Origin of the sequence: Sunxiuqinia indica (genome assembly GCF_009847015.1) — a bacterium.
Lineage (GTDB): Bacteria > Bacteroidota > Bacteroidia > Bacteroidales > Prolixibacteraceae > Sunxiuqinia > Sunxiuqinia indica.
The window spans coordinates 19,465-40,738 of sequence record NZ_WVEM01000009.1 but is presented as its reverse complement, the minus strand read 5'-3'; the positions used below and the strand labels follow the sequence as shown (position 1 = coordinate 40,738).

Sequence of the window (21,274 nt, the reverse complement as noted above, 5' to 3'; positions counted from 1 at the left end):
CAGGTTTGTTTGAAACCGTTATTTTCCGTTTGTAGTTATACAATCTTTAGTTTGGCAAACTTGAGCAGTAATTGCTTTTGCCCGGCATTTTGAAAAAAGACATTGGCCTTTAGGTTAGGAAAACTTCCTTCAATCTGTAGTACTTTTCCTTTCCCAAAACGTTGATGTTCAACCATCATCCCGGTTTGAATGTCGCGCGGATCATCCCCGTCAAAATTTTGGGCTTTCTTTTTTGCTTGACGAAGCTGCACCAACTTTTGGTTCAAGCCTGGCTGATCGCTCGTTGAGGGGCGTCGACCTGCGATTGACGGCTTGCTAAATGATTGCTTTTGCACTGCTTTATCGGGTGATGGCAGTTCGTCAAAATCGAAGTCGCTTTCATCCGGAATGTCCAGAAATATTTCATCAACCTCGGAAATAAAACGACTGGGATTGCAATAGTCCAGTTTTCCCCAGCGATATCGTTGTTTGGCAAAACTGATGTAAGCGTTTTCTTCGGCTCTTGTTAAGGCGACATAAAACAAACGCCGTTCTTCTTCAAAAGCTTCGGCTGTTACATTTCCAAATTGGCTTGATGGGAATAAATTCTCTTCAACCCCAACAATAAATACATTTTTGAACTCCAATCCTTTTGCGGAGTGAACGGTCATCATGGTTACTTTATCCCGGTCTTCTTCTTTTTCCGAGTCCTGATCGGTGAGCAAAGCCACATCTTCCATGTAGTTTGCCAATTGGTTGGGCTGGCCCTCCTCCCGAGCATTAATCGAGAATTCCTGAATACCATTTAATAGTTCCTGAATGTTTTCAAACCGACTTAGTCCTTCAGGAGTTTGATCTTTGTACAGATCTTTCAGTATGCTGGTTTGTGTCGCAATTTCGCTGGCCATTTCGTAAGCATCGCTAATTTCGGCTTTTTCCTGAAACTGCTTGATGATGCCGGCAAACTGTTGCACCTTGCTTAAGGTTCCTTTGTTTAGTTCGGCGTGGTTTGTAGTGCCGCTTTGCACGATGATCTCAAAGATACTGCATCCAACAGCAATAGCTGCCTGCTCTAATTTGGAAAGCGTTGTAGCACCAATTCCGCGTGCCGGATAGTTTATAATACGCTTGAGTGCCTCATTATCTTTCGTATTGATAACCAGCCGAAAATAAGAAAGTAAATCTTTAATTTCCTTACGCTGGTAAAACGACAGGCCTCCATAAATTTTATAGGGTATGTTTCGCTTGCGCAGTGCTTCCTCAAAAATACGTGACTGGGCATTGGTACGATACAAAATGGCATAGTCCTCGTATCGAAAGTGTTGGCGCATTCGGGTTTCGCTGATTTCGTTTGCCACCAGGTAACCCTCTTCATTGTCGGTTAAAGCCGAGAACACTTTGATTAAGTTTCCCTCAGCATTCTCAGAAAATACCTTTTTCGGAAGTTGTCGTTTATTCTTTTGAATGATGCTATTCGCCGCATTAACAATGGTTTGTGTTGACCGATAGTTTTGCTCCAGTTTGTATACCTGGTGCTCGGGGTAGTCCTTCTGAAAATTTAAAATATTTTCGATTCTTGCACCCCGAAACGAATAGATACTTTGAGCATCATCGCCAACAACACACAGATTTTTGTGGGCGGCTGCCAGGTTTTTCACTATTAGGTATTGGGCAAAATTTGTGTCCTGATACTCATCTACCAAAACATAGTCGAATCGTTCCTGGTATTTAGCCAGAATGTCTTTTTTATCTCGAAATAAAATATTGGTTTTCAGCAGCAAATCGTCAAAATCCATAGCGCCGGCTAAGAAGCAGCGCCGGGCATATTCTTTGTATATCTCAGCAATTCGCGGCATGCGAATACTCATGTCGTATTCTCTTACCTGACCATTTGTAGCGTATGCTGCTGGAGTAATCAAGCTGTTTTTAGCAGCTGATATCCGGCTTGAAACGACATTGGGTTTGTATGTTTTATCATCCAGCTTAAAATCTTTAATGATCGTTTTCAGCAAACTTTTAGAATCGGCGGCATCGTAAATCGTGAAATTAGAAGGGTAGCCAAGCGCTTCTGATTCCGTTCGTAATATGCGAGCAAATATGGAGTGAAAAGTTCCCATCCAAAGATATTTGGCAGTGTTGTAGCCCACTACTTTGGCAATTCTTTCTTTCATTTCCTTGGCCGCCTTGTTGGTGAAAGTAAGGGACAAAATACTTCCGGGGCGTGCTCCCTGTTTCAGCAGATGGGCAATGCGGTAGGTGAGTACACGCGTTTTTCCGGATCCTGCACCCGCAATGATCAAAGATGGGCCATCCGTGTTTTCAACTGCACTTCGCTGAGCTTCATTTAATTCGTTGAGGTAATCCACAATTTGAGTTTTTTCAAAAGTCAGCTTCAAAAGTATAACCTATTTTCTTATTTTGTAGCATTGGCATGGGTGAGTTTTCAACAAAGCTGTCTGAGCTGAAAAATGGAATGTCATTCATAAGATAAATCAATTTTTAACGTTAATATTGTACTGTCATACTAATTAAGACGATTTTTGAAAGATGAAGTTGATACAAAACACCCAATTTTTACTTTTATTGCTTGCGTTGTTTCTTCCAATTTTTACAGAAGCGCAGATTTCTTCTGATGCTGATGCTTCCGTTTCAACTGAGTATAGTTCAGGCGCTCAGGATCAGATTTATATATTTTGTGTTGCTCCTGATGAAAATGGAGGAGAGTTAACAGCAACTTCTTCGAGTGGTGCAGCCACATTCGAGTGGTTGAAATACAATCCGGGAACCGGAAGTTTTGATGGTTTTCAAACGGATAATTCAGGAAGTTCAACTTCTACAATTATGAATCTTGCTGATGGTGGTTATCGGGTGAATATTACCTCAGGAGCTGTTACTGAAACTTACACAGCCTGGGTGATGAATAGCTGGTATACAGCAACCGCTGAGATTTCGGAATCAACTTGTGATTATTTTCAGTTAACGGCTTCGATTGCTGAAGATGCGGAATTGAATTATTATGACTTGTCTAATGGCGCTCAAAAGCCTGTTGCTAAAGATGTGAAAGCAAAATGGACTGTCGATGGCGACCAGGTTGCGGCCGTATTGAGCCCACAGATTTTCTCACCTCCTTCTGAAAATAAAGATTATACATTAACCGTTTATGACCGCTTTGGCTGTCAGGTTGAAGTGACGGTTAACTATCAGTCGATCGTTCCAGACGCATCCTTTACTGCAAACCCGATGGAAGGAGAAGCTCCGCTGGAGGTCGCGTTCACGAGTAGTTCAACTAATGCTGATCAATACGAGTGGTCTTTTTATCGCAGTCAGGAGGACTTGCTCGAAGAAAGCCAGGTTGGAATTGTCGAGGATAGTATTATGCAAACTGCTATCGATCAGAATCCGACTTATATTTTTGAGAATTCTGGCAATTATAACGTAAGGTTGGTTACAACCAAGAATGGTGAGGGCTTTGCTTGTACGGATACATTTTACATTGAGGAATTTATAGAAGCGACAATTTCGTTAGTTGAAGTCGGCAATGTTTTTACCCCAAATGGAGATGGTGTGAATGATGATTTTGTGGTGAAATATGAATCATTAAAGTCAATTAATATTCAAATCTTTAATCGATGGGGAAAGAAAGTGCACTCATGGGAGAATAATAATATCCAAGGGTTTGAAAATACAGTGAGCGAATCAGCCTGGGATGGGAAAATAGGAGGAAGATATGCAAGCCCCGGAGTGTATTATTATGTCGTTGAGGCGCTAGGTCGTGATGATCAGGAACATTTTGCCCACGGGTTTGTGCATTTGTTTCGGGAGAAATAGCGGAGCTTGTTTGCGCGTAGTTGTTTAACCACTGAAAATTAAAGAAATGATGTATCTTTGATTATTGATCTAGTTGAGTGGTTAGAGTTACTTATGAAAAAAATTAGATTTTACACTTTACTATATGTTGATAAAAGTTTTCGGTCGTTATCAAAGAATGGAGTAAGAGGCAATTTCGAATCCCAAATTGAAATACACGTCAAGTGCTGTGAAGCCCTTAATAAATCACTTGCTTATTTTACTTCCTATGATCTGGTTGTTTTGACGAACGATAAAAGCTTTCTTGAAGGATACTCCTCTGAATTGAAAATTGTTGAAATCTGCTTTTCGTTAAATGTTCCGAAGGAGATTGATTTCTATTCTGCCCATTTCAAATTCGATGTGTTTAAATACTTTGTATCAAAAGAAGATGGAATAGACTACAATATATTAATTGATAATGATGTATTGTGTATTGGAGATGTTCCGTTGAATTTAATTAATTGTGTAGAGAAAAATGTTCCTACCTTTTATGATGTCACGAATATGAGGTTTCCTGCATACACTAGAGAGAGGCTGATCGCTGACAAAGAGTTTTTTCTTGAGAATGAAAGATCAATTGGAATCTGGGCTGGTGGTGAATTTATTGGAGGAGATAAAAAATTCTTTAAACAGCTTTCTGAAAGGGTTAAGAGGGATATCGATTTGTATTTTAACAACTATCGGCATTTTCATCATCAAGGAGACGAAGTTCTACTATCTGTAGCAATTGAAAGGATGTTACGCAGTGGTATTTATGTTGCAGATGTAAATTCCTTTCGGGGGATTAGTCGATTTTGGAGTCTGCCAACTTTACATTTTCAAAACAGTTGGAAGACCTTCAGGGGTAATTTTCTAATTCATTTACCAGCAGATAAATTTTATATTGCCACTTTAGAGAATATAGATAGCAACTTGGGAAAAAGATTGGGAGCTTATTTCTTTTGGAAATTACTAATCGGCCGTTTAAAGTCTTTAGTCAGAACTCGAGGAAAAAAATGAAGAGTCCAAAATCTTCATCTTTGGAATATTTAATTGAAATGCCGAGCGATCACCACTCGGCATTTTAATGTTATCTATTTTAAGAGTCTATTGTCGGCTTTAGTCACAATCCACATCAAATACTTTGGAGGGATCCGATAATGTGTCTGACCAGCTTGCATTCCATGTAGTAACACCGCTGAATCCATTATATGCTTCTGTGATGTTGACTTTTTCATAGGGCCATTGCCAGTTGTATGGGATTAGGATTCCATTTGGATATTCAACTCCTCCGGCATCTAGCCATGTGTCTCCGTCTAGAGGGTGAAGTTCCCAGATGTTTAGATCATAAGCAATTAGTGTTCCCGGATGAACAGTAATAAATGGATCGTATGGTTCTGCTGGGTTATAAACGAAGTCACTGTTAATGGAGATCGTTATGTCAGCAGTTCCAACCGGATCGCAGTTAGTATCGGTCATGACGGTATTTGCAGCAAACCCATATGGTGCTATTCCTTCGCCCGGAAGTTCGGTTTTTGTGCTGGAGAACACCGTAATGATGTAGTCTGTTCCATCTTCAACGACGCCATCATCTCCAGTAATTCCGCTCATGCCTCCTATAATTCCAAGTTTTGGAACTCTAATTTTGAATGCATGATCATAATCAGCACCCCTGGCTGAAGCATAAAATGAAATCATTAGTTGATCGTCGGTTTTGATAATACCAGACTGAACAACCAGATCATTGTAGTCACCATCGTTTCCATCAACCCCGTCTTTCATCAGATCTTCCCATGCATAGGTGAAGTTGACGGTATTGTCACACTCTTCCATACAATATTGAAAATAGACCGACCAGTTCTTTCCGGGAAAATCAAGTGCATTATTCAATGAAACACCTTTGTCCGTTTCATCACAAAGTCCTCCCCATGCAGTTTCTCCGTTAGACAATGCTGCATGTGAGGCTATGAAAAAGCAATCACCATCAGTCATCTCTTCAACATAGTCAGCAGGAATCTTTACAGTAAAGCTTGTTTTCATGTCTTCCTCATTCCAACTCTTCTTAAATGTGAACTTACCAGGAATGGCACCACCATTGCTAATTTTCTTTTGATCTTTGAAGTCCTCTTCACTGTCAAAAATATCCAGATGGATTTCCATCAAGTAAATATTGGGTTCAGTAATGTTGTAGGTTACATAAACATCACCATCCATAGAGGCAACATCAACAGTTCCGGTGTACATATGCTGACCTGCTACAAGGCAAACTTGCTTGCAGGGAGCGGGAGGAATGACCCCATCAGGGAGCATCATTGAGTATTTTTTTAATGCTAAGTCGTTTGAAAGCTCATCGTCAACAACAGATTGGTTGTCGCAGTTCTGCAGTAATAAACCAAATGTCATCATTGATAATATCAACATGACACCTTTTGTGTAAATTTTCATTGTACCTTTTTTCATTTTTTCATTTTTAAATAGATTAATAGTGGATCTTAAAATCTTAATTGTCACTGGGTTAGTGTATAGCAATTTCGCATATTCAATCTACGTAACATCTGGAAGCGGGTCAATAGGTAATTTTACCCATGTGCATCTTTGGGGTTTATGGCTGAGGAAAAAGAAAGGAGTAAGGAGAAGAATAGGTTGTCAGTGGCGGCTTTGAAGAATACTTCGGGGGAGTGGTCCAGAGCTTATATATCTGTGGATAGGTAAAACAGAAGACCCCGGATCGCGCGATCCGGGGTCTTCTGTTTATTGGGTTTTTGTATTGTTTTTTTAACGATCAAAAATTACTGAATGTTACGCTTCTACAAACTCTGCCTCGTAAGCTTTTAATAGTTCATCTTGTACCTCTTGAGGAACTTTTTCGTAGCCATCAAATTCTAACGAGAACATGCCTCGTCCCTGAGTGAGTGAACTCAATGCAGTGATGTATTTGTACATTTCTTTTAAAGGAACTTTCGCATTTATTTTTTCATAGCCTCTTTCGCTACCCATTCCCATGATTAAAGCACGGCGGCTTTGCAGGTCGCTCATTACATCTCCCATGCGATCGCTTTGCACAAAAACTTCCAGGTTGTAAATCGGTTCGAGGATTTTTGGCCCTGCATTTTTAAAGGCTATTGAGAATGCGTTACGGCCAGCCAATTTGAATGATATCTCATTGGAATCAACCGGATGCATTTTGCCATCGTATACATAAACACGAATGTCGCGTGCGTATGAACCTGTCAGTGGTCCTTCTTCCATTTTTTCCATAATTCCTTTCATGATGGCAGGTAAAAAACGTGCGTCAATCGAACCTCCCACAATACAATTGTGAAAGACTAGTTTTCCTCCCCAGGCAAGCGGATGCTCCTGAGTGTCCCGAATTGACAGTTTTTGGTCTTTTCCATTCATCGAAACCATGGTTTTGGGCTCTACTCCTTCAATGTAAGGTTCAATGAAAAGATGTACTTCTCCAAATTGTCCGGCACCACCTGACTGCTTTTTGTGCCGATAGTCGGCTTGCGATAATTTGGTGATGGTTTCCCGGTATGGGATTCTGGGTTTTTCAAATTCAATATCTAATTTGAATTCGTTATTATAGAACCACTTTAATGTGTTTAGATGGTATTCTCCCTGACAATGAACCAGCATCTGTTTTAGTTCTTTAGAATACTCAACTTTGTAAGTAGGATCCTGATCGTGAAGTTTCTGGAAGCTTTCACTTACTTTTTCATCGTCAGCTTCATTAACTGCTTTTAATGCGACGGTGTGTCGAGAGGTGGGAAACTTAATTTCAGCAAATTTATAACCGGCTGATTTTTCACTCAAAGAGTTGTTGACATCAACGTCTTTCATTTTTACTGTGGCTCCAATGTCGCCTGCATTCATTGCATCAACTTTCTCTCTGTTTCTTCCGGCAGATACAAATAATTGAGAAATACGTTCCTTGTTTCCGTTTTTGGCAATGATCAGGTCCTGACCTTCTTTTACGGTTCCACTCATCACCTTGAAATATGTGATTTCTCCAACATGTTGTTCAATGGTTGTTTTAAAAACCATGAGTGAGGTAGGAGCGCCGTCGCCCTTCTTAACTTCTTTGCCATTGATTTCGGGCACTTCAACGGCTTCGTTTGGAGATGGCGTAATATTGGCAATAAATTCCAATAGGCGGCCAACCCCCATGTTGAGTTTTGCTCCGGTGCAGAATACAGGAAACAAACTGCGATCAATCATGCCTAGTTTGATTCCCTGCCGCATTTCATCTTCAGTCAACGTGCCTTTGTCAAAATAAAGCTCCATTAAATTCTCGTCATTTTCAGCAGCCATTTCAACCAATTCGTTGTGAAGTTCTTCAGCACGATCTTTTTCATCAGCAGGAATGTCTAAAATCTCAGGCTTTCCTCCTTCTTTCGGATATTTATATAGCTTCATTTTAAGCACATCAACGATTGAGTCGAATCCAGCACCCGCATTTAGTGGATATTGGACAATCGTTACTTTGTTTCCAAAGATCGATTTGGCTTGGTCGATAGTTTGTTCAAAATTGACGTTCTCATGATCCAGTTGGTTGAAAACGAAGATCATTGGTTTGCCAGCTTGTTCCGTGTACCTAAAGGCAGTTTCTGTGCCTGATTCGATTCCGTGCGGAGTATTAACCGTGATAATCGAGCATCCGACTACATGGAGAGCCGAAACAACACCTCCACGAAAGTCATCCATTCCGGGAGTATCAATGATGTTGATTTTTTTGTTGTTGCTGAAAGAGTGAAGGACGGTGGAAAAAACAGAGTTGCCATACTCGTGCTCGATGGGGAGGTAGTCTGAAGTTGTGTTTTTGGATGTTACCTCGCCACGGCGATTGATTACTCCACCCTCGAACAGCATGGCTTCTGCGAGGGTGGTTTTCCCACTGCCAGCATTTCCGATTAGTGCGATGTTGCGGATTTCGTCTGTTTTATAGATTTTCATTTGTTAGTTTTTATTGGTTAAAAAAAAGCTTTTGCAGGTTGATTTTCCTATGGTGGCTACCAAAATTAGTAATAATTTATTAACAAACAACGGGGCTTAATTTGGGCAAATATGTTATAAAAATGTTTTGTGGAATTGATTCGGGTTGAAGTGCCGTTTTTTCTATTTTTCGTAGGCGGGATTCACGAAGAAGATACGTTTCGCTTGCGAGTTGAAAGGCCTGTTAAATCAACAATCTATGCTATGAGTGTTGAAAGGGGAGAATGTTGTTGTAAGTTTTATTTAGATTGTCTATGGATTGCGCCCATGTTCTTGAAGCTTTTATTTTGTTTCCTGTAAACGTGAGTGAAGAGGTAAGGCTATTCAAATTTGATTTCGTCAGCAAATCAACTTGAGTGAGTTTACTTGGGGTCAAATCAAAATCTGAGAAGTATTTAGTTAACTATTGTTGCTACTATTGGGTGTTGGGTAATAATTAACCTCTGATTGTGAATAACTAATCGACAATACTGGCGTACGAACACTTAATTCCTTTATTTTTAGGATGTAAATATGCGCTATGTCTCGTTTTCCTCATTATAAGCAGCCCGATGCAATGGACTGTGGGCCAACTTGCCTACGAATGATTGCGAAATTCTATGGGCGCAATTTCAATCTGAATTACTTACGCGAGCAATCTCACATTTCACGCGAAGGGGTTTCATTGCTGGGGATAAGTGATGCTGCTGAGTCAATCGGCATGCGCAGTCTCGGAACCAAAGTCACTTACGAACAGCTGATAAAAGATGTGCCAAAACCCTGTGTGGTACACTGGGATCAAAATCATTTCGTTGTTGTGTATAAGGTTAATAGGGGGAAGGTGTATGTCGCCGACCCAGCTTTTGACTTGGTGAAATACAACGAGCAGGAATTCAAAAAACATTGGTTGGCGACCATGAAAGAAGGAGTGGAGAAAGGAATATGTCTGATGTTGCAGCCTACGCCTGCTTTTTATGAGCAAGATGATGAAGTTACTGACCGCACCGGCTTTTCGTTTTTGTGGCGCTATGTTCGTCCACATCGCAGATTGGTAACCCAATTACTGATTGGATTTTTAGCCGCGAGTATTATTCAACTGATTTTTCCATTTTTAACTCAGAGTATTGTTGATGTCGGAATCAATAATCAGGATATTAGTTTTATCTATTTAGTGCTGGCCGCACAGATGATGTTATTTATTGGCAAAATGTCAGTCGACTTTGTTCGCTCCTGGATTTTACTTCATATCAGTACCCGGATTAATATTTCCATTATTTCCGATTTTCTGATTAAGCTGATGAAATTGCCGATCGGTTTTTTCGACACCAAAATGTTGGGCGATTTGATGCAGCGCATACAGGATCATCGTCGGATTGAGCGATTTCTGACCACTCAAACACTGAGCGTATTGTTTTCATTATTTAATTTGTTCGTGTTTGGGATTGTGTTGGCTATTTATAGTTGGAAGATTTTGTTGGTTTTTGTTATCGGTTCTGTTTTGTATGTTGTTTGGGTGTATTTATTTATGCAGCGCCGTCGTCAGCTCGATTATAAGAAGTTTACCCAGTTGAGTGAAAATCAAAGCATGCTGATTCAGTTAATCAATGGCATGCCGGAGATTAAATTGAATAATTACGAAAAGCAAAAGCGATGGGAGTGGGAGCGAATTCAGGCACGGCTGTTTAGGGTGAATGTGCAAAACTTGTCCGTTGACCAATATCAGCAAGCCGGTTCTGTTTTCATCAATGAAACCAAGAATATTGTGATTACAGTCTTGGCAGCTATGGCTGTTCTGAATGGTAATATGACACTGGGTATGATGTTGGCTGTTCAGTATATTATCGGTCAGCTGAATGCACCGTTGTCTGACCTGATTAATTTTCTTCATCTGGCTCAGGATGCTAAAATTAGCCTAGAGAGACTTGGCGAGATTCACAATAAAGATGACGAGGAGAAAAAAGAAGATCCGCGGATTAATACAATGCCGGCAAGTCGGACAATTGATATTTCAAATTTAGTTTTTCAATACGAAGGGCCTCATTCTCCGAAAGTTTTAAAGCAAATTAACCTGAAATTGCCAGAGCAAAAAGTAACCGCTATTGTTGGTGGAAGTGGAAGTGGAAAGACGACACTGGTAAAGCTGCTTTTAGGTTTTTATCTACCGGTTGCCGGTTCGATAAAAGTAGGCGATACCGATTTGAGAAATTTTTCGCAACAGTGGTGGAGAACAAAGGTGGGAGCAGTTATGCAAGATGGGTTTATCTTTTCAGATACGATTGTCAATAATGTTGTTGTTGGCGATGAATCGGTTGATAAAGAAAAACTTTTGTTTGCCGTGAAGGCCGCCAATATCCAAGATTTTATTGAAGGGTTACCGTTGGGATACAATACCAAAATTGGACAAGATGGACACGGCTTGAGTCAAGGGCAAAAACAACGAATTTTAATTGCCCGTGTGATTTATAAAAATCCTGATTACTTATTTTTTGATGAAGCGACCAATGCGCTTGATGCGAATAATGAAAAGGCCATTATGGAAAACCTTAACCGGGTTTATGAAGGAAAGACAGTCGTTGTGGTCGCGCACCGGCTGAGTACGGTGAAAAATGCTGACCAAATCGTGGTGCTGGATCAAGGGGAGATCGTAGAGGTGGGAAATCATGCTGAGTTAACAGCAAATAAAGGTGCTTACTATAACTTGGTAAAAAACCAACTCGAGTTAGGAAACTAGAACAAGGTATTAATATTGTATAAGCTAATGCCAAACGCCAATCAAAATATAGAAATAAGAAGTGATGAGGTTCAGGAAATCATTGGGAAATCGCCTTCGTGGTTATTGCGAAGTGGGCTAACAATGATTTTGATTTTGCTGTTGCTTTTCTTGCTGGGATCATGGTTGTTTCATTATCCTGATATTATTCGGGCGCGAATTATTGTTCTTTCTGAAAATCCACCTGCGCATATTGTCGCTCGAAACGCTGGCAATATTGATCAGCTATTTGTTCAGGATAACGACACGGTAAAGAAAGATCAGTTGATTGCAATATTGGAAAACACGGCTGACTATAAAAATGTTATCAAGTTGGAGGATGATCTGGAGGCACTGAATCCATATTTCACCACCTTCGATACAATATATTTTAAGAAGCTTACGCCTGATTATCGACTAGGGGATATTCAGGCTGATTTCTCATCATTCTTGCGCTTATATAATAATTATATCAGTTTTGTACGATTAAACTTTTATCCGCAAAAAATCCAGTCGCTTCAGGAGCAGCAGCACATGAAGAAGATATTTTATGATCGTTTGTGGACCCAGCGACAAATTCTGGAAAATGAGTATCAAATTGCTTACGAGCAGTTTCAGCGCGATTCTGGCTTGTACGCTCGGGAGGTTATTTCGTTGATTGATTTCAAAAAATCAGAATCTGCTATGCTTCAAAAGAAGTATTCATTTAACGGTGCTCGAACAAATTTAGCAGAAACTCAGCAAGATATTATTCAGTTACAACAGGATGTTATTGCTGCCGAAAAGGAATATGAAGATCAAAAACTGAAATTACAATCTGAGTTGATTGAATCGTTGAATGTATTGAAAAGTCGACTGGAGTATTGGAATAAAGCGTTCGTGTTGAAAACTCCGATTAACGGGCAGGTTACTTTTACGAACTTTTGGAGCAAAAATCAGCAAGTTAAAAATGGCGAGATTGTATTTACGGTTGTGCCGCAGCGAGAGAGTAAAATTATTGGTCGGGTGACTTTGCCTGTTCGGGGGGCAGGAAAAGTGAAAGCCGGACAGGGCGTAAATATTCAGTTTGACAATTTTCCGTACATGGAATATGGCATGGTGCGTGGAACTGTTAAAACCATTTCTCTGGTGCCTACAAACGATAATTATATTGCTGAAATTGAACTTCCCCAGGACTTGGAGACCAATTATAACATTCAATTAACTTTCAGCCAGGAAATGAAAGGTGACGCTGAGATTATAACAGAGGATTTACGTTTTATACAGCGTTTTATCAATCCAGTCAAGTCACTTCTGAAAGAAAAGGTTATCCGGTCAAAATAGATTATTCGGTTCATTTCGGATAAAATCGAAAAAACACCCTTAAAAGCTATTGTTCTTTCCTGAAAATTAGTACTTTTGCGTGCCGTTTTTGGAGAAATCTGTCAAAAACGGAAGTGGAATGCATTGATTTTATTGAAGTTTTCAATACCTTTGCAGTCCATTTTGCAAAAATATTAATGATTAATTAAATAGTTGTATGCCAACGATTCAACAGTTAGTAAGAAAAGGACGCACCATGCAGGTCGAGAAGAGTAAGTCTCGTGCGTTGGATGCTTGTCCTCAAAAACGAGGTGTTTGTGTACGTGTTTACACAACTACACCTAAGAAACCAAACTCAGCAATGCGTAAAGTTGCAAGGGTAAGGTTAACGAACCAAAAGGAAGTGAATGCTTACATTCCGGGTGAAGGTCATAACCTACAAGAGCACTCTATTGTATTAGTGCGCGGTGGTAGGGTGAAAGATTTACCAGGTGTGCGTTATCACTTAGTTAGAGGAGCACTTGACACAGCAGGTGTTGAAGGACGTACTCAAAGACGTTCAAAGTACGGTACCAAAAAACCGAAGAAATAATTTTTGGAATTGACGAGTTTAGTGGTTTGGTTGAGTAAATGATCCCGATACTGATCGGGAGACCTGAAGCTCCAAATCGATAACAACCGATTAGAATAACACTAAAGAAAAGAAAGAATGAGAAAATCGAAACCAAAGAAGAGGGTCATTTTACCAGACCCTAAATTTAATGACGTTCTTGTAACAAGATTTGTGAATGATATGATGCAACACGGAAAAAAAACGGTTGCATATCAAATATTCTACGATGCTCTTGATATCGTTGGATCACGTATGAAAAACGAAGAGCTCTCACCCCTTGATGTCTGGAAAAAAGCGTTGGAGAATATTACTCCCGCAGTAGAAGTAAAAAGCCGCCGTGTAGGTGGTGCTACATTCCAGGTTCCTATGGAAATTCGCCCCGAACGAAAAGTGGCAGTTTCTATCAAAAGTTTAATCTTATATGCTCGCAAGCGTTCTGGAAAATCAATGGCAGACAAGTTGGCTGCTGAGATTCAGGCTGCGTTCAATAATGAAGGTGGTGCTTTCAAAAAGAAAGAAGACACACACCGTATGGCTGAGGCAAACCGTGCTTTTGCGCATTTCAGATTTTAATATTGGTTTAACATGGCAACAAAAGATTTAAAATATACAAGAAATATCGGCATCATGGCTCACATTGATGCCGGTAAAACGACCACTACTGAGCGTATTCTCTATTATACGGGAATTACTCACCGTATTGGAGAAGTGCACGACGGTGCAGCTACCATGGACTGGATGGAGCAGGAGCAGGAGAGAGGTATTACCATTACTTCTGCAGCGACAACCACATTCTGGAAGCACGCCGATCAGCAATATAAAGTAAATATCATTGATACTCCCGGACACGTTGACTTTACCGTAGAGGTAGAGCGTTCATTGCGTATTTTGGATGGTGCTGTTGCTTTGTTTTGTGCCGTAAGTGGTGTTGAAGCCCAATCAGAAACAGTTTGGCGTCAAGCCGAAAAATATGGTGTTCCACGAATTGGCTTCGTTAATAAAATGGACCGCTCTGGAGCAGACTTCTTCAATGTTGTGAATGAAGTTAAGGAGAAGCTGGGAGCTAATCCGGTTCCAATTCAAATTCCAATCGGTGCTGAAGAAAAATTCGAAGGGGTAATTGACCTGATCGAAATGAAGGCGATTCGTTGGTACGATGATGCGACTCTTGGAACAGATTATAAATTGGAAGAAATTCCGGAAAATCTGAAAGAACTGGCTGAAGAATACCGCGAAAAAATGGTTGAGTCGGTTGCAGAGTTGGATGATGCCCTTATGGAGCGTTATTTCGACGATCCTGAATCAATTACTTCTGACGAGTTGATATCGGTTATCCGCCAGGGTACACTGAAGCATGTAATCGTTCCGATGATGTGTGGTTCGGCTTTCAAAAATAAAGGTGTGCAACGTTTGTTGGATGCTGTTGTGGAGTTTTTGCCTAGCCCGTTAGACAAGGGTGAATTGATAGGATCAGACCCATCAACAGGTGACAAAGTTGTACGTCACGCTAATGTTGAAGAACCTCTTTCGGCTTTAGCATTTAAAATTGCTACCGACCCATTTGTTGGTCGTTTGTGCTTTATTCGTGTTTATTCAGGTAAAATTGATGCTGGCTCAACGGTGTTCAATACTCGAACAGGCAAAAAGGAACGGATTTCACGTCTTTACCAAATGCACTCAAATAAGCAAAATGCGAAAGATGTTATCGAGGCCGGAGATATTTGCGCTGCTGTAGGCTTTAAAGATATTCGCACCGGTGATACGTTGTGTGACGAAAAGAGTCAAATAACGTTGGAAAGCATGGACTTTCCAGAACCGGTAATTGGTATTGCTGTAGAGCCAAAAACACAAAAGGACTTAGATAAACTTGGAATGGGATTGGCTAAACTAGCCGAGGAAGATCCAACATTTAAAGTAAATACTGATGAGGAATCAGGTCAAACGGTTATTCGTGGTATGGGTGAGCTTCACCTGGAGATCATTGTCGACCGTTTGAAACGCGAATTTAAAGTTGAATGTAATCAGGGTAAACCTCAGGTTGCATACAAGGAAGCCATTAGCGAAGAGATTGAATTACGAGAAGTATTCAAGAAACAGTCTGGTGGTCGTGGTAAATTCGCAGATATCATTGTTAAAGTTTCTCCTGCCGAAGAAGGCAAAGACGGTTTAACATTTATCGATAGCGTAAAAGGTGGACGTATTCCTCGTGAATTCATTCCATCAGTACAAAAAGGTTTCGAAACAGCGATGCTAAATGGTCCTTTGGCAGGATTCCAATTGGACAGCCTGAAAGTTGAATTACTTGATGGATCATTCCACGCCGTTGACTCGGATCAGTTGTCGTTCGAAATCTGTGCCCGTCAGGCGTTCAAAAGTGCAGCTTCAAAAGCAGGTCCAAAATTGCTTGAGCCTATTATGAAGACTGAGATTGTTACTCCTGAAGAATATATGGGTGATATTATTGGTGACTTGAACCGTCGACGCGGCCAAGTAGGTGGAATGACTGAGAAAGCTGGTGCAAGAGTTATTAAAGCAACTGTTCCTCTTTCAGAAATTTTCGGCTATGTAACTGTATTGAGAACACTCTCTTCTGGTCGTGCAACTTCATCTATGGAGTTTTCACACTACGAAGAAGTGCCAAAACAAATGGCTGTGAAAGTACTTGAGGAAATGCAAGGAAAAGTAGAATTATTATAAAATAATTATTTTATCTCATCATGAGTCAAAAGATCAGAATTAAGCTGAAATCGTATGATCATAACTTGGTTGACAAGTCAGCTGAAAAGATCGTAAAGACTGTAAAAACAACAGGTGCAGTTGTAAGTGGGCCAATCCCACTTCCAACTCACAAGCGCATTTTTACAGTGTTACGTTCAACTTTCGTGAACAAAAAATCACGTGAGCAATTTCAGGTGTCTTCATACAAACGTTTGATCGACATTTACAGCTCAACAGCTAAAACTATCGACGCCTTAATGAAGCTTGAATTGCCAAGTGGTGTCGAAGTAGAAATTAAAGTTTGATAACCTGTAAAAATTAAAAAGAAATGGCAGGAATAATCGGTAAAAAAATCGGAATGACATCCGTATTCAGTGTTGAGGGAAAGAACATTCCATGCACTGTGATAGAGGCTGGTCCTTGTGTTATAACACAAGTGAAAACAGCTGAAACCGATGGCTACGACGCTATTCAGCTAGGGTTTGGTGACAAGAAAGAAAAGAACACCACCAAAGCTGAGTTCGGTCACTTCCAGAAAGCTGGAACGGACCCAAAGCGTAAAGTTGTCGAGTTTACAGAAGTTGAAGGAGATTACAAGCTTGGTGATACCATTACTGTTGATGTAATCCAGGAAGAAGGTTGGGTCGATATAACCGGCGTAACGAAAGGTAAAGGATTTCAAGGGGTTGTAAAGCGTTACAATTTTCGTGGAGTTGGCGACGCCACACACGGTCAGCACAACCGTTTAAGAGCTCCTGGTTCGCTAGGTGCGTCTTCTTACCCTTCCAGAGTATTTAAAGGAATGCGTATGGCTGGTCGTACCGGCGGTGCTCAAAAAACGATCGAAGACCTTAAGGTCTTGAAAGTAATTCCTGAAAGTAACCTATTAGTTGTTAAAGGATCAATTCCTGGAGCAAAAGGATCATTTGTAATAATTAATCAGTAATGGAAGTACAAGTATTAGATAAAACAGGAAAAGAAACCGGAAAAAAGGTCGATTTGCAAGACCAAATTTTCGGTATTGAACCTAATGATCATGCGATCTATCTTGATGTAAAACAATACTTGGCCAACAAACGTCAAGGAACCCATTCAGCTACTGAACGTGGTGAAATTGTTGGAAGTACTAAAAAGATCAAGAAACAAAAAGGTACCGGTACAGCTCGTGCAGGTAGCATTAAGTCACCTGTATTCAGAGGTGGTGGTCGTGTTTTTGGACCTCGTCCAAGAAATTATGGTTTCAAATTGAACAAGAAAGTAAAAGCTTTAGCTCGTAAATCAGCATTGAGTTACAAAGCCAAAGCAAGCGATATTTTAATTCTTGAGGACTTTTCTCTGGAAGCGCCAAAAACAAAGGAGATGGCAATGATCAGTAATAATCTGAAAATTAACGATAAAAAGTCTCTTTTCGTTTTACCAGAAGAAAATAAAAACATATATTTGTCCTCCAGAAATTTACATGGCGTATCTGTCATAACTGCTTCTGAGCTAAGCACTTACCAGGTAATGAACGCTAATAAGGTAATCTTTTTTGAAAGTTCGGTTGGCAAAATCGAAGAACAATTTAAGATTTAAAGGGGATAAGTAATGGATATTTTGATAAAACCCATAGTGACAGAAAAGATGACGGAACAGGCTGAAAAGCTGAACCGTTATGGATTTCTCGTTCGTAGAGAAGCGGATAAGAAACAAATCAAACAAGCAGTTGAAGAACTGTATAATGTAAGTGTATCTACGATTAATACCATGGTTTATGGTGGCAAAAATAAAAGCCGCTATACAAAAGCCGGAGTTATTAGTGGGAGAACAGCTGCATATAAAAAAGCAGTTATTACATTGGTTGATGGAGATGCAATTGATTTTTACAGTAATATATAATAATAGGAAATGGCAGTAAGAAAATTAAAACCAGTTACTCCGGGTCAAAGGCACAAAATTATTGGAGCTTTTGATACCGTTACTGCATCAACGCCTGAGAAATCATTGTTGAAGCCCATGCAGAAGTCCGGTGGCCGTAATAGCCAGGGACGCATGACAATGAGGTATATAGGTGGAGGGCACAAGAAGAGATACCGCGCGATTGACTTCAAACGCGAAAAAGACGGTATCCCTGCGCGTGTAGAGTCTATTCAGTACGACCCGAACCGTACTGCTCGTATCGCACTGTTGGTTTATGCCGATGGTGAAAAAAGATACATGCTGGCTCCCAACGGATTGCAAGTTGGACAGACAGTATTGAGCGGTACCGGAGTTGCTCCTGAGGTAGGAAACTCACTTCCACTTAAAGAAATTCCTCTAGGTACTATTGTACACAATATTGAGCTTCAACCTGGACAAGGTGGCGTAATGGTGCGAAGTGCAGGAACCTATGCACAGTTGACCTCTCGCGAAGGAAAGTATGCAATTGTAAAACTACCTTCTGGCGAATCTAGAATGGTACTCGTCGCTTGCCGAGCTACAGTTGGTACTGTTGGAAACACAGAGCATAACCTGGAAAGATCAGGAAAAGCAGGTCGCTCTCGTTGGTTAGGAAGAAGACCACGCGTACGTGGTGTTGTGATGAACCCAGTCGATCACCCAATGGGTGGTGGTGAAGGACGTTCATCAGGAGGACATCCTCGTTCACGCAAAGGCTTGTTAGCTAAAGGTTATAAAACCCGTGCTAAGAAAAAGTCTTCCAATAGGTACATTGTAGAAAAACGCAAGAAATAATTAAAGGAGTAGGATATGAGTCGTTCACTAAAAAAAGGCCCTTTCATTGCATATAAACTAGAGAAAAAAGTTGATGTAATGAATGAATCAGGAAAAAAGTCTGTAATCAAGACTTGGGCCAGAGCATCAGTAATCTCTCCCGACTTTGTAGGGCACACTATCGCAGTTCATAACGGGAATAAATTTATTCCGGTTTACGTAACTGAAAACATGGTTGGCCACAAGCTTGGCGAATTTGCACCTACAAGAACTTTTAGGGGACATGCCGGTAACAAACGATAAGGCATGAGATTCTCATTAACTATTAAAAGAATTTACGATGGGTGCTAGAAAAAGAAATAGAGCAAATGAGCTGAAAGAAGCTCGGAAATCACAATACTTCGCTGTACTGAAAGATTGCCCTACTTCACCACGAAAAATGAGGCTTGTTGCCGATATGGTTCGCGGAATGGAAGTAAATAGAGCACTGGATGTACTGAAGTTTTCTTCAAAGGAAGCTTCTCGCAAAGTTGAGAAACTGTTGATGTCAGCCATTGCAAACTGGCAGGCTAAAAACGAGGGAGCTCGTTTGGAAGAAAGCAATTTGTATGTAAAAACGATCGCTGTTGATTCAGGACGTCAGTTAAAACGTCTTCGCCCGGCTCCACAAGGCCGTGCACACCGAATTCGCAAGCGTTCTAATCACGTTACACTTTGCGTTGATAGTAAGAATCTAGAAAACGATAACGAATAAATAGTAATACATGGGACAGAAAGTTAATCCAATCAGTAATCGTTTAGGGATCATCCGAGGATGGGATTCCAACTGGTTCGGTGGAAACGACTATGGTGATAAGCTGGTTGAAGATACCAAGATCCGTGAATACTTGAATGCCCGTTTGGCAAAAGCAAGTATTTCAAGGATTATTATCGAAAGAACCTTGAAGCTGATTACCATCACCGTTCACACGTCAAGACCCGGTATTATTATTGGCAAAGGTGGTCAGGAAGTTGACAAATTGAAAGAGGAGTTGAAGAAGATCACCAGCAAGGAAGTTCAGATCAACATCTTTGAGATTAAAAGACCTGAGCTTGATGCACGTATCGTTGCTAATAATGTTGCACGTCAAATTGAAGGTAAAATTGCTTACCGACGTGCTACAAAGATGGCGATTGCCTCTACGATGAGAATGGGTGCGCAAGGAATTAAAATTTTAGTTTCCGGTCGTTTGAACGGTGCTGAAATGGCGCGCTCTGAAATGTATAAAGACGGTCGTACTCCTTTGCACACACTGAGAGCTGATATTGATTATGCTCTTGCCGAAGCTTTAACAAAAACCGGTTTAGTCGGTGTTAAAGTTTGGATTTGTAAAGGCGAAGTCTATGGAAAGCGTGATCTTTCTCCAAACCTGGGACAGAAAAACACTCAAGGTGGTCCTCGCGGTGGTGGCAGAAGTGGCGGTTTCAGAAAGAAAAGAAAATAATTCGAAAACCTTTTAATTGAAAAAGGATGTTACAGCCGAAAAAGACAAAATTTAGAAGAGTCCAAAAAGGACGAATGAAAGGGAATGCCCAACGTGGTACAGAACTAGCATTCGGATCTTTTGGTATAAAGTCGTTGCAAAGTTCATGGCTTACCGGGCGCCAAATTGAGGCAGCCAGGGTTGCGGTAACTCGTCACATGCAACGTCAGGGTCAAATTTGGATCCGAATTTTCCCAGATAAACCGATTACCAAAAAGCCTGCAGAAGTACGTATGGGTAAAGGTAAAGGTGCTCCTGAAGCATTCGTAGCTCCGGTTACTCCGGGTCGTATTTTAATCGAAGCAGATGGTGTTCCATTCGAAATGGCTAAAGAAGCTTTACGTTTGGCAGCACAGAAACTTCCGGTTACTACGAAGTTTGTTGTTAGACGTGACTATGTTGAATCTATTAAAGAAGATTAATGATGAAAGCATCAGAAATTAAGGAATTAACAGACAAGGAAATTCTGGAAAGAATCCAATTGGAAAAGGAAACCTTGACACGTCTAAATATGAATCATGCAGTTTCTCCGCTGGATAACCCGATGAAAATCACGGAAACCCGCAAGAACATTGCACGCCTTCAGACCATCAAGCGTCAAAGGGAATTGAATCAAAATCAGAATTAATTTGTAGTAATGGAAGCAAGAAATCTGAGAAAAGAACGTGTTGGCGTTGTCGTGAGCGACAGTATGGAGAAAAGTATTGTTGTTGCTGTTAAACGAAAAGAAAAACACCCGATCTACGGGAAATTCGTTAACAAGACGACTAAACTGTACGCCCACGACGAAACAAACACTTGCAGCGTTGGTGATACTGTAAAGATCATGGAAACACGACCTTTAAGTAAAAGCAAACGTTGGAGATTAGTTGAAATTATTGAAAGAGCTAAGTAATC

21 protein-coding genes are annotated in these 21,274 nt (G+C 40.5%); 18 read left to right on the top strand and 3 right to left on the bottom strand.

Features of this window, described 5'->3' with window-relative positions:
• Positions 1 to 35 precede the first annotated feature (35 nt).
• On the bottom strand, positions 36 to 2,345 hold the full coding sequence (locus GR929_RS13985; RefSeq protein ID WP_201301018.1) for an ATP-dependent helicase: 2,310 nt from the start codon (positions 2,343 to 2,345) through the stop codon (positions 36 to 38).
• Positions 2,346 to 2,526: 181 nt separating this feature from the next.
• On the opposite strand from GR929_RS13985, the gene GR929_RS13980 reads away from it, so the two are divergent.
• Positions 2,527 to 3,807 (top strand): T9SS type B sorting domain-containing protein, encoded by a 1,281-nt coding sequence (locus GR929_RS13980; protein WP_159520825.1) that lies wholly within the window; start codon positions 2,527 to 2,529, stop codon positions 3,805 to 3,807.
• 57 nt (positions 3,808 to 3,864) lie between these two features.
• Positions 3,865 to 4,827, top strand: a complete 963-nt coding sequence (locus tag GR929_RS13975) for a hypothetical protein (RefSeq protein ID WP_159520823.1) — start codon at positions 3,865 to 3,867, stop codon at positions 4,825 to 4,827.
• Positions 4,828 to 4,926: 99 nt separating this feature from the next.
• Here the strand turns inward: GR929_RS13975 and GR929_RS13970 are convergent, their stop codons facing one another.
• Positions 4,927 to 6,267 (bottom strand): DUF4842 domain-containing protein, encoded by a 1,341-nt coding sequence (locus GR929_RS13970; RefSeq protein ID WP_159520821.1) that lies wholly within the window; start codon positions 6,265 to 6,267, stop codon positions 4,927 to 4,929.
• A 339-nt stretch (positions 6,268 to 6,606) separates the two neighbouring features.
• Positions 6,607 to 8,763 carry an elongation factor G gene (locus GR929_RS13965; RefSeq protein ID WP_159520819.1) on the bottom strand — a complete coding sequence of 719 codons (2,157 nt, stop codon included), beginning with the start codon at positions 8,761 to 8,763 and terminating at the stop codon, positions 6,607 to 6,609.
• 559 nt (positions 8,764 to 9,322) lie between these two features.
• Between GR929_RS13965 and GR929_RS13960 the strand changes: the two genes are divergently transcribed.
• The 16 genes from GR929_RS13960 to rpsQ all read left to right on the top strand — a co-directional run bounded on the left by GR929_RS13960 (position 9,323) and on the right by rpsQ (position 21,272).
• Entirely contained in the window at positions 9,323 to 11,512 is a 2,190-nt protein-coding gene (locus GR929_RS13960; RefSeq protein WP_159520817.1) for a peptidase domain-containing ABC transporter, read from the top strand.
• Positions 11,513 to 11,539: 27 nt separating this feature from the next.
• Positions 11,540 to 12,853 (top strand): HlyD family secretion protein, encoded by a 1,314-nt coding sequence (locus tag GR929_RS13955; RefSeq protein ID WP_159520815.1) that lies wholly within the window; start codon positions 11,540 to 11,542, stop codon positions 12,851 to 12,853.
• 196 nt (positions 12,854 to 13,049) lie between these two features.
• Positions 13,050 to 13,424, top strand: coding sequence for a 30S ribosomal protein S12 (gene rpsL / locus GR929_RS13950; protein ID WP_159520813.1), 375 nt, complete (start codon positions 13,050 to 13,052; stop codon positions 13,422 to 13,424).
• A gap of 117 nt (positions 13,425 to 13,541) precedes the next feature.
• The gene (gene rpsG, locus GR929_RS13945) at positions 13,542 to 14,018 is read left to right on the top strand and encodes a 30S ribosomal protein S7 (RefSeq protein WP_159520811.1); all 477 of its coding nucleotides are present in this window, start codon (positions 13,542 to 13,544) and stop codon (positions 14,016 to 14,018) included.
• Positions 14,019 to 14,030: 12 nt separating this feature from the next.
• On the top strand, positions 14,031 to 16,142 hold the full coding sequence (gene fusA / locus GR929_RS13940; RefSeq protein ID WP_159520810.1) for an elongation factor G: 2,112 nt from the start codon (positions 14,031 to 14,033) through the stop codon (positions 16,140 to 16,142).
• Positions 16,143 to 16,162: 20 nt separating this feature from the next.
• On the top strand, positions 16,163 to 16,468 hold the full coding sequence (gene rpsJ / locus GR929_RS13935; RefSeq protein ID WP_159520808.1) for a 30S ribosomal protein S10: 306 nt from the start codon (positions 16,163 to 16,165) through the stop codon (positions 16,466 to 16,468).
• Positions 16,469 to 16,491: 23 nt separating this feature from the next.
• The gene (rplC, locus tag GR929_RS13930; RefSeq protein WP_159520806.1) at positions 16,492 to 17,109 is read left to right on the top strand and encodes a 50S ribosomal protein L3; all 618 of its coding nucleotides are present in this window, start codon (positions 16,492 to 16,494) and stop codon (positions 17,107 to 17,109) included.
• Complete coding sequence (gene rplD / locus GR929_RS13925; RefSeq protein WP_159520804.1) at positions 17,109 to 17,738, top strand: 50S ribosomal protein L4; 630 nt, start codon at positions 17,109 to 17,111, stop codon at positions 17,736 to 17,738. Before rplC ends, rplD begins: the two co-directional genes overlap by 1 nt.
• 12 nt (positions 17,739 to 17,750) lie before the next feature.
• Positions 17,751 to 18,041, top strand: a complete 291-nt coding sequence (gene rplW / locus GR929_RS13920; RefSeq protein ID WP_159520802.1) for a 50S ribosomal protein L23 — start codon at positions 17,751 to 17,753, stop codon at positions 18,039 to 18,041.
• Positions 18,042 to 18,050: 9 nt separating this feature from the next.
• Positions 18,051 to 18,875 (top strand): 50S ribosomal protein L2, encoded by an 825-nt coding sequence (gene rplB / locus GR929_RS13915; protein WP_159520800.1) that lies wholly within the window; start codon positions 18,051 to 18,053, stop codon positions 18,873 to 18,875.
• A gap of 15 nt (positions 18,876 to 18,890) precedes the next feature.
• Positions 18,891 to 19,157: a 30S ribosomal protein S19 gene (gene rpsS / locus GR929_RS13910; RefSeq protein WP_159520798.1), complete on the top strand. Its 267-nt coding sequence runs from the start codon at positions 18,891 to 18,893 to the stop codon at positions 19,155 to 19,157.
• 37 nt (positions 19,158 to 19,194) lie between these two features.
• Complete coding sequence (gene rplV / locus GR929_RS13905) at positions 19,195 to 19,608, top strand: 50S ribosomal protein L22 (RefSeq protein WP_159520796.1); 414 nt, start codon at positions 19,195 to 19,197, stop codon at positions 19,606 to 19,608.
• Positions 19,609 to 19,618: 10 nt separating this feature from the next.
• Positions 19,619 to 20,338, top strand: coding sequence for a 30S ribosomal protein S3 (rpsC, locus tag GR929_RS13900; RefSeq protein WP_159520794.1), 720 nt, complete (start codon positions 19,619 to 19,621; stop codon positions 20,336 to 20,338).
• A gap of 26 nt (positions 20,339 to 20,364) precedes the next feature.
• Positions 20,365 to 20,799, top strand: coding sequence for a 50S ribosomal protein L16 (gene rplP, locus GR929_RS13895; protein ID WP_159520792.1), 435 nt, complete (start codon positions 20,365 to 20,367; stop codon positions 20,797 to 20,799).
• Positions 20,799 to 21,005, top strand: coding sequence for a 50S ribosomal protein L29 (rpmC, locus tag GR929_RS13890; RefSeq protein WP_235934341.1), 207 nt, complete (start codon positions 20,799 to 20,801; stop codon positions 21,003 to 21,005). The genes rplP and rpmC overlap by 1 nt, the downstream gene beginning before the upstream one ends.
• A 9-nt stretch (positions 21,006 to 21,014) precedes the next feature.
• Positions 21,015 to 21,272 (top strand): 30S ribosomal protein S17, encoded by a 258-nt coding sequence (gene rpsQ / locus GR929_RS13885; RefSeq protein WP_159520790.1) that lies wholly within the window; start codon positions 21,015 to 21,017, stop codon positions 21,270 to 21,272.
• Positions 21,273 to 21,274: the final 2 nt, after the last annotated feature.

Coding starts and splice junctions, on each gene's coding strand:
- GR929_RS13955 (WP_159520815.1), top strand. CDS start 11,540: ATGCCAAACGCCAATCAAAATATAGAAATAAGAAGTGATGAGGTTCAG.
- GR929_RS13980 (WP_159520825.1), top strand. CDS start 2,527: ATGAAGTTGATACAAAACACCCAATTTTTACTTTTATTGCTTGCGTTG.
- rplP (WP_159520792.1), top strand. CDS start 20,365: ATGTTACAGCCGAAAAAGACAAAATTTAGAAGAGTCCAAAAAGGACGA.
- GR929_RS13960 (WP_159520817.1), top strand. CDS start 9,323: ATGTCTCGTTTTCCTCATTATAAGCAGCCCGATGCAATGGACTGTGGG.
- rplB (WP_159520800.1), top strand. CDS start 18,051: ATGGCAGTAAGAAAATTAAAACCAGTTACTCCGGGTCAAAGGCACAAA.
- fusA (WP_159520810.1), top strand. CDS start 14,031: ATGGCAACAAAAGATTTAAAATATACAAGAAATATCGGCATCATGGCT.
- rplV (WP_159520796.1), top strand. CDS start 19,195: ATGGGTGCTAGAAAAAGAAATAGAGCAAATGAGCTGAAAGAAGCTCGG.
- rpsJ (WP_159520808.1), top strand. CDS start 16,163: ATGAGTCAAAAGATCAGAATTAAGCTGAAATCGTATGATCATAACTTG.
- rpsL (WP_159520813.1), top strand. CDS start 13,050: ATGCCAACGATTCAACAGTTAGTAAGAAAAGGACGCACCATGCAGGTC.
- GR929_RS13970 (WP_159520821.1), bottom strand. CDS start 6,267: ATGAAAAAAGGTACAATGAAAATTTACACAAAAGGTGTCATGTTGATA.
- rpsC (WP_159520794.1), top strand. CDS start 19,619: ATGGGACAGAAAGTTAATCCAATCAGTAATCGTTTAGGGATCATCCGA.
- rpsQ (WP_159520790.1), top strand. CDS start 21,015: ATGGAAGCAAGAAATCTGAGAAAAGAACGTGTTGGCGTTGTCGTGAGC.
- rplC (WP_159520806.1), top strand. CDS start 16,492: ATGGCAGGAATAATCGGTAAAAAAATCGGAATGACATCCGTATTCAGT.
- rpsG (WP_159520811.1), top strand. CDS start 13,542: ATGAGAAAATCGAAACCAAAGAAGAGGGTCATTTTACCAGACCCTAAA.
- rpsS (WP_159520798.1), top strand. CDS start 18,891: ATGAGTCGTTCACTAAAAAAAGGCCCTTTCATTGCATATAAACTAGAG.
- rpmC (WP_235934341.1), top strand. CDS start 20,799: ATGATGAAAGCATCAGAAATTAAGGAATTAACAGACAAGGAAATTCTG.
- GR929_RS13965 (WP_159520819.1), bottom strand. CDS start 8,763: ATGAAAATCTATAAAACAGACGAAATCCGCAACATCGCACTAATCGGA.
- rplD (WP_159520804.1), top strand. CDS start 17,109: ATGGAAGTACAAGTATTAGATAAAACAGGAAAAGAAACCGGAAAAAAG.
- rplW (WP_159520802.1), top strand. CDS start 17,751: ATGGATATTTTGATAAAACCCATAGTGACAGAAAAGATGACGGAACAG.